The organism is Chitinophaga arvensicola (assembly GCF_900110835.1).
Taxonomy (GTDB): domain Bacteria; phylum Bacteroidota; class Bacteroidia; order Chitinophagales; family Chitinophagaceae; genus Chitinophaga; species Chitinophaga arvensicola.
In genome coordinates, this window is sequence record NZ_FOJG01000002.1 from 3,589,905 (window position 1) to 3,606,633 (window position 16,729).

The 16,729-nt window shown below is 44.8% G+C and carries 17 protein-coding genes and 1 other RNA gene; 8 read left to right on the forward strand and 10 right to left on the reverse strand.

The genetic code is table 11. The features are described from left to right. Nucleotides 1-572: 572 nt before the first annotated feature. From BMW79_RS31495 to trpS, 4 genes are all read right to left on the reverse strand, one after another. The gene (locus BMW79_RS31495; RefSeq protein ID WP_177192412.1) at nt 573-2,648 is read right to left on the reverse strand and encodes a ComEA family DNA-binding protein; all 2,076 of its coding nucleotides are present in this window, start codon (nt 2,646-2,648) and stop codon (nt 573-575) included. Between the two features lie 164 nt (nt 2,649-2,812). After that, nucleotides 2,813-3,607: a hypothetical protein gene (locus BMW79_RS31500; protein ID WP_089903018.1), complete on the reverse strand. Its 795-nt coding sequence runs from the start codon at nt 3,605-3,607 to the stop codon at nt 2,813-2,815. 271 nt (nt 3,608-3,878) lie between these two features. Further along, the gene (locus tag BMW79_RS31505) at nt 3,879-4,514 is read right to left on the reverse strand and encodes a deoxynucleoside kinase (RefSeq protein WP_089903020.1); all 636 of its coding nucleotides are present in this window, start codon (nt 4,512-4,514) and stop codon (nt 3,879-3,881) included. A 48-nt stretch (nt 4,515-4,562) separates the two neighbouring features. After that, nucleotides 4,563-5,570: a tryptophan--tRNA ligase gene (trpS, locus tag BMW79_RS31510; RefSeq protein ID WP_089903023.1), complete on the reverse strand. Its 1,008-nt coding sequence runs from the start codon at nt 5,568-5,570 to the stop codon at nt 4,563-4,565. 195 nt (nt 5,571-5,765) lie between these two features. Here trpS and gatC point away from each other — a divergent pair, with 195 nt between their 5' ends. The 5 genes from gatC (at nt 5,766) to BMW79_RS31535 (ending at nt 8,761) form a co-directional block, all read left to right on the forward strand. Continuing rightward, nucleotides 5,766-6,056: an Asp-tRNA(Asn)/Glu-tRNA(Gln) amidotransferase subunit GatC gene (gene gatC / locus BMW79_RS31515; protein WP_089903026.1), complete on the forward strand. Its 291-nt coding sequence runs from the start codon at nt 5,766-5,768 to the stop codon at nt 6,054-6,056. A gap of 5 nt (nt 6,057-6,061) precedes the next feature. Further along, on the forward strand, nt 6,062-6,766 hold the full coding sequence (locus BMW79_RS31520; protein ID WP_089903029.1) for an ABC transporter ATP-binding protein: 705 nt from the start codon (nt 6,062-6,064) through the stop codon (nt 6,764-6,766). Nucleotides 6,767-6,865: 99 nt separating this feature from the next. Beyond that, nucleotides 6,866-7,426 carry a cob(I)yrinic acid a,c-diamide adenosyltransferase gene (locus BMW79_RS31525; protein ID WP_089903032.1) on the forward strand — a complete coding sequence of 187 codons (561 nt, stop codon included), beginning with the start codon at nt 6,866-6,868 and terminating at the stop codon, nt 7,424-7,426. A 21-nt stretch (nt 7,427-7,447) separates the two neighbouring features. Then, the gene (locus BMW79_RS31530; protein WP_089903035.1) at nt 7,448-8,038 is read left to right on the forward strand and encodes a riboflavin synthase; all 591 of its coding nucleotides are present in this window, start codon (nt 7,448-7,450) and stop codon (nt 8,036-8,038) included. 30 nt (nt 8,039-8,068) lie between these two features. Next, nucleotides 8,069-8,761 carry a hypothetical protein gene (locus tag BMW79_RS31535; protein ID WP_089903038.1) on the forward strand — a complete coding sequence of 231 codons (693 nt, stop codon included), beginning with the start codon at nt 8,069-8,071 and terminating at the stop codon, nt 8,759-8,761. Here BMW79_RS31535 and BMW79_RS31540 read toward each other — a convergent pair whose 3' ends face one another. From BMW79_RS31540 to BMW79_RS31560, 5 genes are read right to left on the reverse strand one after another with little or no spacing between them, the layout of a single operon-like run. Next, nucleotides 8,762-10,114: a DUF58 domain-containing protein gene (locus BMW79_RS31540; RefSeq protein ID WP_089903041.1), complete on the reverse strand. Its 1,353-nt coding sequence runs from the start codon at nt 10,112-10,114 to the stop codon at nt 8,762-8,764. 22 nt (nt 10,115-10,136) lie between these two features. After that, complete coding sequence (locus tag BMW79_RS31545) at nt 10,137-11,117, reverse strand: AAA family ATPase (RefSeq protein WP_089903044.1); 981 nt, start codon at nt 11,115-11,117, stop codon at nt 10,137-10,139. A 3-nt stretch (nt 11,118-11,120) separates the two neighbouring features. Next, nucleotides 11,121-12,350, reverse strand: coding sequence for a DUF4350 domain-containing protein (locus tag BMW79_RS31550; RefSeq protein ID WP_143059309.1), 1,230 nt, complete (start codon nt 12,348-12,350; stop codon nt 11,121-11,123). Beyond that, nucleotides 12,347-13,138: a DUF4129 domain-containing protein gene (locus BMW79_RS31555; protein ID WP_089903050.1), complete on the reverse strand. Its 792-nt coding sequence runs from the start codon at nt 13,136-13,138 to the stop codon at nt 12,347-12,349. The genes BMW79_RS31550 and BMW79_RS31555 overlap by 4 nt, the downstream gene beginning before the upstream one ends. Before the next feature lie 2 nt (nt 13,139-13,140). Beyond that, nucleotides 13,141-14,136, reverse strand: a complete 996-nt coding sequence (locus BMW79_RS31560; protein ID WP_089903053.1) for a stage II sporulation protein M — start codon at nt 14,134-14,136, stop codon at nt 13,141-13,143. Between the two features lie 120 nt (nt 14,137-14,256). Between BMW79_RS31560 and BMW79_RS31565 the strand changes: the two genes are divergently transcribed. Further along, nucleotides 14,257-14,997, forward strand: coding sequence for an RDD family protein (locus tag BMW79_RS31565; RefSeq protein ID WP_089903057.1), 741 nt, complete (start codon nt 14,257-14,259; stop codon nt 14,995-14,997). A 50-nt stretch (nt 14,998-15,047) separates the two neighbouring features. On the opposite strand, the gene BMW79_RS31570 is transcribed toward BMW79_RS31565, so the two are convergent. Next, on the reverse strand, nt 15,048-15,491 hold the full coding sequence (locus tag BMW79_RS31570) for a DUF5684 domain-containing protein (RefSeq protein WP_245752760.1): 444 nt from the start codon (nt 15,489-15,491) through the stop codon (nt 15,048-15,050). 203 nt (nt 15,492-15,694) lie between these two features. Here BMW79_RS31570 and ffs point away from each other — a divergent pair. Beyond that, an RNA gene (gene ffs, locus BMW79_RS31575) (signal recognition particle sRNA small type) lies at nt 15,695-15,794 on the forward strand. Between the two features lie 124 nt (nt 15,795-15,918). Then, the gene (gene fsa, locus BMW79_RS31580) at nt 15,919-16,569 is read left to right on the forward strand and encodes a fructose-6-phosphate aldolase (protein WP_089903060.1); all 651 of its coding nucleotides are present in this window, start codon (nt 15,919-15,921) and stop codon (nt 16,567-16,569) included. The last annotated feature ends 160 nt before the right edge of the window (nt 16,570-16,729 follow it).

Below are 16,729 nucleotides of genomic sequence, written 5' to 3' on the forward strand. Positions count from 1 at the left end.
TTGCATAGCACACCCTTATCGCACTGATTCAGTACGATCTCAAAAAGCAAAAACATACCTGTTCCCGCGTCTACGGAAAAAACAGCATAACAGCACACTGCCGGATATATTGGCTATGCGACTATGTAAAAGGAGATTTACCTTTTTTCATACATAATTCAGATTTTGGTTGTATAATCTCTTACTAATAATGTCGAAAAAAATCAGCTTTCATTTCCAGGCGGTAATATAGCTGTCTGTATCTGACAGTTGGCTACAAATCAAATACACGGATTAGACTAACAATTCAGTTCTTCAAAAAATTACAGGTCGAAAAATGCCGTACTAAAATATCCAGGCTCTTATTGGTTTGAATCGTGACAGTTTCGCGGTTGTGGGTTCATGGCCAACTTCACAAGCTTTTCTTCTTGCAGAAAGGTTTCTCTCATAAAGCAAATTAGATTTAGATTTCGGTTGACAACCACAAGTTAGAGAAAAAAAGCAAACCTTGTTACATCTCCTTAACATTATTTTAACAGGCTATCATTTTCATCCACGCAACAAATTGATAGTCAACAATTGAATATAAAAAATTATTTTCTGGTGAGCATATACAGTAACTGACATTGATACAATGTTTTTTTATTGCCGGCTATCTGCTCATTCCCGCTACCAAATTGCATTACACCCGGGTATCTTGTTTGATGCCAACGTGTTTGACAGGTAAAACGACGAGTCACTTTCCACTTCAGTTGTACATAATACTGCCAGCCACGACCATACAATTGTGATACTGCATTCTCATACAACACACTGCTTTCGGTAGCATAGATACGGCTATCATAACTGCTGGTCCGAAAAAATGTCAATCTGCCACTTATTCCTAACGGCCACTTTGGAAAACTATAATGACCATCCTGGTAAATCATCCATCCGGATTGCGTTGTGCCCGCTGCCTGGTAGCGGCTATATTCCAGTCTCGTTCTGGCTTCCAGCTGCCGGTTCAGTTTTATATTCCATTGAAAACGCAGATGTGCCGAAGTTATTGTCGTGAGTACTTTAAGCGGATTCTCCGGTATAACTAAATTCTCCTGTCCCTGCCGGTAGTTGTATCGCCACAGGAACAACATTTTTTTATTAGGGGTATAGCTCGCCTGCACAAAAAAGTCTTTCCCGCCGGAAGGGGCATTGCTGCGATATTTCAGCCAGGGGAAGTGAAAAACATCTGCATAGGCGTCCATCTTCCAGCGGGCATTTAGTTTCAGCGTTATTCCCGTATACAATCCCTGCTCATTGGCGGTGCGGTATCCATCTCCAAAACCTTTTGCATACAGCGACTGGTACGCCCGGTCGTAATACCGGTATACTACCGCCATATCCACTGATGGAGCAACGCTGGTGAGTAATCCCTGCACTATAGCCGGTTTGCCGTTATCACTGGCAGCTACCTCTCCAAACAGATGCACATTCTTCCAGCTGCCGGCATAGTCCACACTGGTTGCAGTGAGCTGTGCGCCGTTAAAATCAAACTGATTATAGGGCTTGATTTCTTTTTGCAGTACCGGTGTAAAACGGTGTTGAATGATATTTATTCCCCATTGCCAGTGGGAGGTAGTATACCGGATATTACCGCCGGTGCTGGTTTGCTGTATAGCACCGCGCTTTGCGGCCTCCGATGCTGTGCGGTGATAACCGCTGCTAATTATACTGGCCGCTGTTACTTCATCCATCAGTGTATCTGTGCTGGCGTCCTGACGACGCTGCGATGCAAATGCGGTTACTTCCCAACGTTGCTGCTGCCATGTAATACCCACACCTCTGAAAAAATAAAATTCTCCCGCAGAGGTATAGGGCCGCAGTACTTCTCCTTCCCGCTTTACCTGCATCACCGCAGCGCCTTTTCCATACGCCTGCCCTTGCCAGTTGAGCAGGCCTTGTCCCAGATTCACGGTATAATCGCCAAAAGCCAGTGCTTTTATTTTCCGGAAATTTCTTACAAAAAGATGCGCGCTGTAGAAATCAAAACCCTGTTTTTGCGCTCCTTTAAAAAAAGCTTCTCCTGCATCTTTCTCCATCACTATTCCCCAACTCATATAGCGTGGGAAACTATAACGGTAACGCATAAACACCTTATCAGGACTACCCTGGTACGCCGGCAAGGTGGTATCGGTATGCCGGTATCCTTTCACCTGCTCCCCTACGCGACCATAACGCAGCAGAAATACATGATCCCCTTTTTGCGCATAATCGCGCAGCGTATAATGTGGCGCCAGATCGTTACCTACTGTTACATAAGGCAGGATACGCCGGATCACTTCGGGTTCAAAACCCGGTACTGCCTGCAATTCGTAAATACTCAGCAAATCACCCAGTAGGGCTTTATAACGCAGGAAATGGCTGATCTGTAAAGGCGTCAGTAAACCGATAGATTGCAATGCTGCTTCATCAGCTGTATTCAATTGAATTTTATGCCGCTGCAATGCGTATAAATGCTGCCATTGCGCATCATCTTCCGATACTGTTTCTGTACCGGCGGCTTCATTTTCCAGTTGGTTCTCCATTGCAGCGGGAAGCGATTCTTCCTGCTGACGGGCCAATGCTTTCTGACAGCAGCAAAGCCAGCATAAACAACACAGTATACCGCTAACCGCTACGCGGAAAGTTGCCATATCCGATAAAGTTGAAAAGATGATTTCCAAAAAAATATGATTTGGGACAACAGCAGGCGTGGATACTTGCTGCTGTTCACAATAACTCAGCATTATGTAATCACAATAAACTAACGCTATGCAATTAAACCAGTTAATGTTCCATTGTCATGCTACTCCACACCTCACTCCACTTCCTGCCTGTTGGAAAGCTGCCATATCAGTGAAGTAGCCGGCGTAATTCCCAGCTGCGGATGAAAGCCTACCGCGAGATCTATGCGTAGTGCATGCAGGAAGAATATTACGGCGGCATTGTTGTAAAAAGGCGCCGAAGCAATACCCATTTCCAACGCCATTGCACGAACTATACGATAATACGCAGCCGCTTTTACAGTAGTTATATCTCCTGCTTTCCTTATTTCACCAGTCAGCAGAAAATCACGTGAAGCTTCAAAACCGGCGCCGCCACTGTATATCACCGGCATACCGGCCGATTTGTAAAGATGTAACCCGGTGTGTAATTGCCGGCTGATATGCCATAATAAGCCCCCATCCGCACTCACTGTATTATTGCTTCCAAACCCCGGCGTTGCAGTGGTTTCGCTGCTAAACTGTATCCCAATTCCTACTTTCCGCCCCAGTTGCCGCCCGTAGGCGCCACTCACTTTTTGCTGATGCCAGGCTGTATTTCCCAGCCGGGTTACGCTGCCACCGAAGGCGCCCGACCCAACAGGAACAGCTACCATCGCCGCATACAGCGAAGTACCCTTTAGCAGAAAACGGTTCTCCGTGTAAACACCGGCTGCAAAAGAAGACAAACAGGATAAACCCGCAGGATTAGCCCAGGCAGAGATGACCTGCTGAAAATGACGACTGTAACTGCCTGTAGCCGTATTTTTCCCTACAGGTATTAATAATGGTTGCGCAGATAACAACGCAATGCTCCACATGGAGACAAGGGTCAACAAAAACTGTTTCATCCGGGATTAAGGTTTAACAAATAAACGGCTTGCTCACTGTTTACAAGCCATTATAAATAGTTTACAACACAACTGACAAACGGGTTAACAACTGCCAGCGATCACAAAAATATGCCGCGATAAAAACACAAGTGTTAATGAATTACAAACAGGTGAAAATAAAAAGAGGTCATCTCCCGGAAGGAAATCACCTCTTTCAATGGATCACGCGATGTAGTGACCGTATTAACGGAAGAAATAAACAGGTTTACTTCTCCCGGAAAAATTTTAATTAAAATAGTCCGTACAACTGTGAATCAATACGGGAAATAATTTCGCCCAGATCTTCATCACTTTCCGGAAATTTGTTTTTATCAATATCGATAATCAGCAACGGACCTTCTTTATATTTCTCGATCCAGTTGTTATAATATTCGTTCAGCCGTTTCAGGTAGTCCAACCGGATATTCTCCTCATATTCCCTTCCTCTTTTCTGGATCTGCGCTACCAGCGTAGGTACGGAAGCCTGAAGATAAATCAGCAGATCCGGTGGCTTCACCATGCTTTTCAGCGTTTCGAAGAAGTTGAAATAATTATCAAAATCGCGCTTGGTCATCAGTCCCATTTCATAAAGGTTGGGCGCAAAAATATGCGCATCCTCATAAATGGTACGATCCTGAATCACCGTTTCTTTTCCATTCTGTACTTCCAGCAGTTGTTTCAATCTGCCGTTCAGAAAATATACCTGCAGGTTGAAAGACCAGCGGGGCATATCTTCATAAAAATCGTTCAGATACGGATTGTGTTCCACATCTTCATACTGTGCATGCCACTTATAATGGCGGCACAACATTTCTGTGAGTGTTGTTTTACCCGCGCCGATATTTCCGGCGATGGCTATATGTTTGATCTTATTCTGTTTTGCCATGCGATGTGAGGTGGTTAATACTGAAAATAGCTACAGTTGGCGACTTTTTCAATAATAATTTATACCAATAAGTTTTTTCGCCTGTTGCAAAGTTTGTGCCGCATTCGCTCTTGCCTTTTCTGCACCGGCTTTCATTATTTTCTTCAGATAATCAGTATCGCGCTGCAGTTCTTTCGACCTTTCGCGGATCGGTGAAATGAATTTCACCATATCTTCACCAAGTTGTTTTTTCATATCGCCAAAACGGATACTGCCTGTGTTTTTCCATGATTCTTCATAGAAAGATACCACATCCGCAGCAGATACCAGTTTCATCAGATCCAGCAGGTTCTGCACCGAATCCGGAACAGGGGAACCCGGCTCACCGGAACCTGTATCAGTTTTAGCTTTCTTAATCTTGTTCAGGATCTTATCGTCTTCATCCGCCAGGTATAAGGTAGCCAGCTCATTCTCACTCTTACTCATTTTACCTGCACCATCCAGGCTGGGGATGCGTACCAGGCTGTCGCCATAGTTAAACGCTTCCGGCTCGGGGAACAGATCACCATAACGGTGATTGAAACGCTGTGCAAAATTGCGCGCCATTTCCAGGTGTTGTCCCTGATCCTTACCTACCGGCACTTTTACCGCGCGCTGGATTAATATATCCACACTCATGAGCACCGGGTAAGTCAACAGTCCGGCATTCACGTTCTGTGGTTGTAAACGCACCTTATCCTTGAACGTAGGAACTTTCTCCAACTCACCCACATAGGCCAGCATATTCATCAGCAGGTACAGTTCTGAAATTTCAGGAACGTCACTCTGCACATACAATGATACTTTTTCAGGGTCAAGTCCTGAAGCAATATTTTCTGCCAGTACCCGCATCACATTCCCCGGAAGATCCTTCGGATCAGGATGGGTTGTCAGCGAGTGCCAGTCTGCCACAAAAAAGTAGCAGTTAAACTCTTCCTGCATCCGGATATAATTACGGATGGCGCCAAAATAATTGCCTAAATGCAAATAACCGGTGGGGCGTATGCCGCTTACCACAATTTCTTTTTCAGTAGCCATAACAGGGCGCAATTTAAAGAATCGGATTTATGTTTGCGTGTTCCCATCCCCCCTCTTTTGTAAAAAGTTTCTTACAAAAACCCTAAACCCCGATCCCCGGAGGGGAAAAGAGAAATTTCTGGCCGTTTATCCCTAATTTTGAGGTACTATCATATTTACCATTTATATTTCATTATCTTTTGATTTAATTTGATTATGGAAGTGAACGACGTACTGGTGCAACAACTGGCTGATCTGGCCAGGCTTGAATTCAACGACCAGGAGAAGATCGAAATACGCGGAGACCTGCAAAGGATGATCACCTTTGTGGAAAAACTGAATGAGCTGGATACCTCTCACGTAAAACCACTACTTCATCTGACAGATGATTATAATGTTTTTCGGGAAGATAGGGTGATACCGGCTATTACCCGTGAAGAAGCCCTGCAGAACGCACCTTCCGCCACTGAGGAATACTTTAAAGTACCGAAAATAATAAAGAAATAACCCACATGGAAAAGTCCGTCATTCACCTGGAAGGAATCAGGAAAAGTTATTTTCTCGGTAAAAATGAACTACCGGTACTCAAAGGCGTATCGCTGGACATTTTCAAAAACGAATACGTAGCACTGATGGGCCCCTCCGGCTCCGGAAAGTCTACCCTGATGAATATCCTCGGATGCCTGGACACACCCACTGCCGGCAAATATGTGCTCAGCGGACACGATGTAAGCAAAATGGAAGACAATGACCTCGCCACCGTAAGAGGCAAGGAAATTGGCTTCGTATTCCAGCAGTTTAACCTGATGCCACGTCTTACCGCACTGGAAAATGTGGCCATCCCACTGATCTATGCCGGTATCAACAAAAAGGAAAGAACAGAAAGGGCCATCATGATGCTGGAAAAAGTAGGCCTGGGCGAACGTTATAAACATAAGCCCAATGAGCTGTCGGGTGGTCAATGCCAACGCGTGGCCATTGCCCGTGCGCTGGTCAACAATCCGTCGCTCATCCTCGCAGATGAACCAACCGGTAACCTCGACTCGAAAACTTCCGTGGAAATCATGGATATCTTCGGCGCCATCCACGCTTCCGGCAACACCGTAGTACTCGTAACGCATGAAGAAGATATTGCCGAACATGCGAAACGGGTAATCCGTCTCCGCGACGGTGTCATCGAATCCGACCGCATCAACCAGAAAGCTCCCGCACTGTAAAAAAATATTTTAATTACAAATAACGGCGTTATAGCTGGATAACCTTTATCCGCTGTAACGCCGTTATTCGTAATTTGCAACTCAACAACACCAATACCCATGTCCTTCAAAATATATACTAAAACGGGAGATAAAGGCAAAACATCGCTCATCGGCGGCACTAAAGTCCCCAAGAGCAATGTCCGCATTGAAGCCTACGGCACCGTAGATGAACTCAATTCCTATATCGGCCTGGTCAATGACTATATAGCCGATACCGACACCAAAAACCTGCTCCGCGAAATACAGGACCGCCTTTTCACCGTTGGTGCCGCCCTCGCCTGCGACCCCGACAAGGAAACCAAACTGAAAATACCCGACCTGCATGAAGCAGATATTACCCTGCTGGAAAAGGCCATCGACCAGATGAACGAAGAACTTCCGGTCATGAAATCGTTTATCCTTCCCGGTGGACATGTAGCTGTATCTACCTGCCACATCGCCCGCTGCGTTTGCCGCCGCACTGAACGGCTATGCGTAGGCATGCAGGAACAGGAAATGTTTATTGAACCACTGGTACTGAAATATATCAACCGTCTCAGCGATTACCTCTTTGTACTGGCCCGTTGGGTAGGACATAAGCTGGGCGTGGATGAAATCCCCTGGAAACCACGGGTCTAGAAAATTACTTAAATTCGTTCCATGTTTACAGGAATCATAGAAACACTAGCAGAAGTAGTAGCCACCAGGAAAGACGGCGGAAACCTGGTGATTACCATGCAAACACCCCTGGCAGCCGAATTGAAAATAGACCAGAGCGTGGCACATAACGGCGTTTGCTTAACCGTTACCAATATAGAGGGCAATACCTACGAAATCGTAGCAGTAGCTGAAACCCTCCAGAAAACCAACCTGGGCCAACTCACTCCCACGCAGTTCGTGAACCTCGAACGCGCCATGGTGTTCAATGGTCGCATTGATGGCCACCTGGTGCAGGGACACGTAGACAGCGTAGGCGAATGCATCTCCAGCCAGGAACAGAACGGCAGCTGGTTATACCGCTTCCGCTACCCGGCCGAATTTGCCGCCCTCATCGTGGAAAAAGGCAGCATCTGTATGAATGGTATCAGTCTTACCGTTTTCGATGTTACCAACGACGAATTCTCCGTAGCCATCATTCCATACACCTACGAGTTTACCAACGTATCAAAAATAAAACCCGGCCACCTCGTGAACCTGGAATTTGATGTACTCGGTAAATACGTAGCCAGGCAGATGGCCGTTAGAAATTAATAGCACCTTTGCTAAAATACACGAAGCCGCATGCTGAAATCCTTCCTGCTCTGCGCTGCATTAACGATGTCCCTGCTGGCAAATGCCCAGCAGGCCCGCGTAGTACGCGTAACAGCCTTCTATGACGCAGATGCGGTCACAGAACTATACAACACTGCCCCACTCGGTCTGCAACTCGTATACAGCGACAGCTCCATCCAGAAAACCGCCGGCCTGATGGAAGGTAACCTGCGCTGGAACAAGCTGAAAGTCAGCAGTAACAACGGCTCCGTACAAAATGGGATACTCACTTTCAACCGCCAACAGCTGGTGAAAGACGATTATCGCATCATACTCAACGTAACTACGCCCGATAACACCACACTCCCAGCCACACTGCAGCTGCCCAATATTGTAGGCATACGTTTTAATCATTACGCCGACAGCGTTAAACGCGACATTCGTTTCTACTTAAATATTGAAGGAAAATTCAGCAGCGGAAAAGTATTTCCGCTCGACACTACCACTATAAGATTCGCGGCCTCCGATGGAAAAATAATAGGACAGGATCTGCTCCTGCCTAAAAACGATACGATAAAATATGTAACCGTAGAAGCCTGGTACAAAACCAACGAACGGCTTTACCTTCGTTCTGTACTTCCGGTGAAACAAGCACCAGACGCAGATTCTCTGCTCTTAAAAAATACAGATGATCTCTTTAAAAAGAAGAAAAAAAGACAATAATTAAATCAGCATACGGGATTTTAACTCCAGGTATTTATTCACCACATTCAGGGTTAACTGCTCAGGAGGACTCAGCAACGACATAATACCATACTTCGCCAGTTCCTTTACAATCAGTTTCTTATCATAGGCAAACTTCTGCGCGATGGTTTGCTTGTAAATTCCTTCTACATCAAACACCGTTTGCTCCGTTACTTTCTTTAGCTCCGTATTCTCAAAAAACACCACCAGCACCAGGTGATAACGGGCCAGCCTCCGCAGGAAAGGCAATTGCCGCTGCAAACTCGACATCGATTCAAAATTCGTATACAACATCAACAGGGAACGGGTAGATAAGTTGCTGCGTAATTGTACACTCAATGCTTCATAATCACTTTCCTGCCAGAGCGTTTCCTGTGCATATAAAGATTCCAGTATCTTATTTACCTGTATCTTTTTATTACTGGCGGGTAATACATCCACTTTATTTTCTGTAAAGGTGACCAGCCCCGCCTTATCGCCTTTATTCACCGCCACATTGCTGAACACCAGCGACGCATTGATCGCATAATCCAGCAACGACAAACCGTTAAAAGGCATTTTCATGGTACGCCCTTTATCGATGACCGAATACACCTGCTGCGAACGCTCCTCCACGAAATTATTCACCATCAGGTTACCGCTGCGGGCAGTAGCTTTCCAGTTCAGCAACCGCACATCATCCCCTTTCGTATAGGGCTTGATGTGGTCAAACTCCATACTATGACCAATCACACGGCGTTTATGCACTCCCAGCTCATTTAGCCGGTTCATGTAGGAATACAATTCATAATGCCGCAACTGTAAATAACTCGGGTATACACTCACCGCCTGCTCATTGTCAAATACAAACCGGCGGCTGATGATTCCCAATGCACTCTTTATAAATACATTGCTGTACCCAAAGTTGTACACACCTCTTTCCACCGGACGTAGTACATACCTGAACTGATGCGCACCGCCGGCAGGCACTTTTTCGGTCAGTAAAAAGTTGCGCTCCTGGAACTGAAAAGGTACTTCATCAATCACAGATACAAACACCGGAAAAGGATACCGGCTATGAAAATCCAGTAACACTTCATTGTCGTCTCCATTACTGAAACGGCTACTGGTCTTACGTTCCATCGACACTATGGTAGATGGACGCAGTAACAGCAACACCATATCCAATACCATCAACCCCACCAGTACAATAAAAGCGATGATAGCAATATTGTAGATATGCGGCAGGAAGAAGGAAATGATAAACAACAATACGTTCCCTCCCAGCAGGAAATAAAACCTGTTGGTAAAAAAGAGTATCTGGAAAAAATTATTCTTTACAGTGGCGGACATACTTATTTCTTTCAGGCGATAGCTATCTCGGAACTTCAATCATCTTGATGATCTGCGCAATTACGTCATCTGTTTTGATCCCTTCCATTTCTTTTTCAGGCGTCAGCATAATACGATGACGTAATACATGCGGCACCATTTCCACCACGTCGTCCGGAATAACAAAATCCCTGTTCTTCATGGCGGCCAGTGCTTTTGCACAGTTCATCACGGCAATGGATGCACGCGGCGAAGCACCCAGGTACAAGGACGAGTTCATGCGTGTTTCATTGATAATGGCAGCGATATAGTGGAACAGCTTTTCGTCTACTACTACCTGTCTTACCAGGTTCTGAAACTCAATGATCTGCGTGGTAGTAATTACTTTACTGATCATTTTTGTCAGATCAGTTTCGCCATTGAAATGATGAATACTGCGGAGTACTGCTACTTCTTCTTCCAGGTTGGGATACTTTACTTCAATTTTAAACAGGAACCTGTCCAGTTGCGCTTCCGGCAGGCGATAGGTACCTTCCTGCTCAATCGGGTTCTGGGTGGCAATGACCATAAACGGGCGATCCAGCGACCAGGTAGTACCATCGTTGGTGATCTGTCTTTCTTCCATCACCTCAAACAGCGCGGACTGGGTCTTCGCCGGGGCACGGTTTATTTCATCGATCAGTACGAGGTTACTGAATACAGGTCCTTTCTTATATTCAAATTCACGTGTCTGCGGATTAAATACAGAGGTACCCAATACATCCGCCGGCATGAGGTCGGGGGTAAACTGGATACGGCTGAAGTTGGCGTCTACGCACTGCGCCAGCAGTTTTGCAGTCAGCGTTTTAGCTACACCGGGCACACCTTCTATCAGTACATGGCCCTGTGTCAGCAAACCTGCAATCAGCAGATCTATCATCTGATGCTGTCCTACAATTACTTTACCTATCTGTTCCCGGATGGCTTCCACACCTTCATGCAATGCAGAAAAATCAGTCCTGGGTTGAAATGTATTGGTATCCATTATTTATTTCGTATTTAAATAAAATTGTTGAATGCGGTTATAAAATTCCTGTAGGCCGGCATCGCTCAATTCAGCGTCCAGCTGGATCTGGTGAATCATCTGTAACAAGGTTCTGATCTCTGTTTCTGCGATCATCGACTTACGGCTTAAAGCCACTATAAATTCATCATTCAGCACATTGGTGTTGAGGTAGTAACGTGAACGTACAAACTCCAACAGGTGAATGATCATTTTATGCGCCAGGTTATAATTGTTATGCTGCTGATAATACAACTGACCGATAGCATCCACAAATTCCAGGGAAGTATTGTTGAAGGCCGGTTTATCAGGAATAATACGTTGACGGCGTTTGCTTTCCACCAGCACATATAGCAGTGCCAGTATGAGTGCCAGCCACAATGCCCAACGCATAGACGGATACCGCATCAGCACCTGCCATTCGCTGAAATCACCGGACTGCGCGCTATTCTGACTATTGTAAAAATCATCCCAGTAGATGTTGCCCGCATCGTTGTCTAAATAAGACAACTGTGTTTCCAGTGCAGCCACATTATGCTGATGCAATACAAAGTAGTTGGAGAAGGTATATGGATTCAGTAAAATATACAGATGCCCTTTCTGATGATAAGTAATCCTGATAAAGTTGGGCTTGTTCTTATAGTTATAACCCAGCACTTCAATGTGCGAGGTATCTTTCACTTTAAAGTAGCTGCCGCTGAACATGCCGTTGTAACGGAAACTGGTATCCAGTGGAACCGCTGCATCCACATAGCGCTGCGTAACACTCTTGGGTTGATGCTGATAGGAATTGCTTTCTACTGTTACAAAACCCAGCGCCTTTTCCAGCAAGGGATCAATGGTATTAGTAGCAATAAACAACTCATTCCCTCTCGATACATAATCCAGCATGGCAGAAATATCGTTCTCTGTGGTAAACATTTTATTGGTTACCAGGATGTACGCGTTATTCCTGAACTTCAGCTCACTGTCTTTTTCAAACGTTTTGGCAAAGGGCTTGGTCACTACCTGCACGGAGTTCCTGTTAAAAAGGTGTGGCAGGAGTTTAAAAGCGGCATAAGCGCCTCCGGCTTTTTTATCTTTACTGGAAAAAGAGGACTTGGTCATGTCGGTAGTCTGCTCTTCCTTGTTTCCATTCAGGTTGCCGCTCACCACCGCCAGTGTTATCAGTAACACTGCAACGATCACAACGATATAGACTAGTTTATTCTTCACGAAGCTTTTCCGATTGCGTTATTAAAATCCCTGAATTCCTGGTGAATGGTGCTGAAATTATCGGGGCTTATCTCAAATCCGCCATACCAGATATACTCATAGTCCAGTGTCAGTGTAGCAAATCTCTTATAGAGCGGTGAATTCCGCATACTACGCAGGTAATCGTTATTGGTTTTTTCTTTTCCGGGCACAATCAATTCACGACCGGCCAGTTGAAACAGCGTGTACAGGTACCACCAGCGTATGGCCTGCCTTGTTTCTCCGGCAGCCACTGCCGCCCTTATCTTCTCCTCATATTCTTCCGCACTGTGCAGGTCTTCTTCTGCAATTTCCGTAAGTCCTTCTACCAGCTGAGGTTTACGGAAGAAACTCATGCCATTGCTCTTCATAAAAAGGTATACCAGGAATACAAAAACGCCCAGCAATAACAGCATAATAATGATGCGGATAGCGCTGATAGAGGAAAACAAAAACCGCATCAGTTGCTCCAGCCATGGATAGCGCTTTGGTGGTGGCTGTACAATGTCCTGGTATTGTAGTTTTTTATTTTCTTTCAGTTCTTTTACCAATGAATCAGGCGCCGTTCTTAATGAAAATACAGGTGCTTCTTCCTGGTATTCTTCTTCCTCCATAGGTGTATTCGCCAGCTCCTCCACCGTCCTGATACTATCTTCTTCTATTCTGCGCTGCAGCTCCTCGCCGTTGATGCTACGCTGGGCGCTGCTATGCAAAAACCATCCCAGCAACAACAGCAACAACCCATATTTTATCCGGAAAAAATGCTTCATGTCTACTGCTTTGAAAGGATAAATGGTGTTAATACTTTCCCTTCCGCACTCAAACGATATCCTTTTTTATGCAGGTAAATGGGATAAAAAATAAAATAGCCCAGTATAAAAGCCAGTGAACTGAGCAGGATAAACAGGCTCAGTGCCAGCGGCATTTCCGTGTACCTGGTCACAAAGCTTTCCAGGATGGCGGCCACAATAAATACGGGAATCAGGGTAACCATGATTTTGATACCATCCTTTGCGCCTTTGCGCAGGGAATCCAGTCTTTTGCGGGTGCCGGGAAAAAGAATGCTCTTGCCCATGATAATACCGGCGCAACCGGCAATCACGATACTGGATATTTCCAGTGTTCCGTGGATCCAGATCACAAGGATAGATTTCCATCCCAGGCCATGTGAGAAAAAGATGTACTGAAACACGCCCAGCATAACGCCATTGCGCATCAGCAGGTACAGCGATCCCATTCCCAGGAAAATGCCGCCGATATAGCAATAGAACGACACCATGATGTTGTTGTACGCGATCTGGAAAAACATCAGGATCGGGTTACCATCTTTGTATACGCCAAAGGGATCTTTATTAGCGATATTGCGTTCCGTCATATTCACATATTCATCGCCCAGTACGCCGCGTACAAAGGTTTCATCATGTGCAGACGAAAAGGCGCCGATAATGCAGAACAACAAAAAGAAAGCAAGTGTAAACAACAGCAACCGGTGATATTTACGGAACAGTAACGGCAATTCGTATTTGAAAAACAACTGGAAACGGCCTACATCTTCTTTCCGGTTCTGGTAAATACGATGATAAATACTGGCCGCAATACCGTTGATATAACGGGTTACTTTACTGAAGCTGTAAAAAGTTTTGGCGTAAGACAGATCATCCAATACAGATACAAATCTTTCCGCCATTTCATCAGGGTCATCTGTTGGCTCCTCCTGGTATTTCTTCCAGCGGGACAAATTCTTTTTGATAAACAGCGATTCTCTCATAGTGAGTTCCTTCCCTTTTAAAATACAGATATTACCTACAGTAATGGGTTACTTATGGGGAAATACCGGCAAACATACTAAATCGTTTAACAATATATAAACAAATATGTAAATTTGAGTATGGCAGATATAAAAATACCTACTTCTTTCAATATAGACCTGGAATTTGAATCAGCAGATATCATGAAAAGATCCCTGGCATGGCTTATCGATTTTGCCGTGCGTGGCTTTTATTACCTGGTGGTGGCCATGACATTGAGTTCCCTGCACATTTACCTCGACGGACATATTGTACTATTTTTCCTTATTGTTTTCCTACCCATCCTGTTTTATTTCCCCATTATGGAAATTTCCATGAAAGGAAAAACGCCCGGTAAAAAAATAATGCACTTACAGGTGGTGAGTATGACGGGCAATCAACCCAGTATCAGTCAACACCTGATAAGATGGATTTTTCGGATAATAGAAACGCCGCTTTATTTTTTCACACTGGTACCTGTGATTATTCCGGCGGTCGCAATTGCGCGCACGCCATATAACCAGCGGTTGGGAGATCTCATTGCCGGAACTATCGTGATCAGTACCAAAAGAAAAGGCAGTATTGAGGAAACCATCTTCCGGGATCTGTCTGCCAGCGATTATAAACCACAGTTTCCACAGATTATGAAATTATCTGACAGAGACATGAATAAGGTAAAAGACCTGCTGGACCGGGCTTTAAAGGCGAAAGACGATGACCTGGCCACCAGGGTGGCTTTGCGGGTAAAAGAAGTACTGCATATTGAAACGCAGTTATCAGACACTTCTTTCCTGGAAACGGTGTTGAACGATTACAACTACTACACAACCAAAGATAATTAAACAAAAAAAGGCGGCCACTCATCGGGCCGCCTTTTTAATAAGCAAACATTTTACGCGGTTTTACCGATGGAATTCAGGTCATCAGTAATATTATTGAAACGGCTGGGATCACCGGCAGGACCACGGTATACAATGGTTCTGTCGAACGCCAGGATCGGATAAAACACGATACCGAGCAATATCAATCCAACCGTAAAACCTTCTGTTTTTCCGAAACTCTTGCTGAGGAGGTTCGTACCCCAGATAGTCCAGATAATACCTACATAAGGAATACACATCAGGAGCAGCCAATACCAGGGTTTGCCAATGATAATAGTAAAAATATAGGCATTGTAAATCGGAATGAGGGCTTTCCATCCTTCCTGGCCTGCTTTCTCAAAAACTTTCCAGCCGCAGATAGCGAAGAAAACAATGAGGACCAGGAAGAAGATGATAAATCCGGTGCCGAACATAGCGCCAAAAGCGCTACTGGTTTCATAAGAGGTTGTTTGCATAAGGAGTTGTTTAGTTTGTTTTAAGATGTTTATTTAGAACACTTTACCGAACCGGTGTGTTTGATGAAAATAGCTTTTTTTCGGGAGATATATTTCATATCTTATACACAGGGCTGCGATCCGGGCGCAGGCGTTTTGAAAAAAACTTAAACTTTTTTCCTGCTAATATTTGGAGATTCAACACATTATATTACCTTTGCAACCGGCAAGTCTTATACGACCAGCTCCTACTGAACTCCCCCAGGACAGGAATGTAGCAAGGGTAGGTGGTTGTAGCGGTGCGATATAAGTAACTTGCCTTTTTTTTCTTTTTTTATTGTCATTAGTTGCTTGTCAATAGTATCTGGTTGCTATTTTCTCCACCTCTTTCACTAATGACGGCACATTCCGCAAACGGTTCATTTCCTGACAACTAATTTATCATAGTATGAAATTCTTTATCGATACAGCTAATCTGGCGCAAATAAAGGAAGCTCATGACCTTGGCGTTCTCGATGGTGTAACCACCAATCCTTCCCTGATGGCCAAAGAAGGTATCAAAGGCGAAGCTGCAATTATCAAACATTACGAAGATATCTGCGAAATAGTGGATGGCGATGTAAGTGCAGAAGTATTATCTACCGATTTTAAGTCTATCATCGAAGAAGGTAAAAAACTGGCGGCTATTCACCCGAACATCGTGGTGAAAGTGCCCATGATAAAAGACGGCGTAAAAGCCATCAAATGGTTCACCGACAACGGTATCAGAACTAACTGTACCCTGGTATTTTCTGCTGGTCAGGCGATCCTGGCAGCAAAAGCAGGAGCTGCTTATGTATCTCCTTTCATCGGTCGTATCGATGATACCAACTGGGACGGTGTAGAGCTGATCGCTCAGATCGCTCAGATCTACAGCTTACAGGGTTTCAAAACTGAAATCCTCGCTGCTTCCATCCGTAGCGCACTCCACATTGTAAAATGTGCAGAAGTTGGCGCCGACGTATGTACCTGCCCGTTAGATTCTATCCTCGGATTGCTGAAACATCCGCTGACAGATATCGGTCTGGCAAAATTCCTGGAAGACGCAAAGAAAATGTAGTCTCAACATATTTTTTAGATGGTGTATCCCCGGTGCAGTAATTGCGCCGGGGATTTTTTTTACCTGTCCCATATACCTTTCCCTCCGGGAGATGAGCACGTTTTGTTGGATAATTTATTTAAATTCAGTAATAATATCCTTGAGAACATAAATGAAAAGC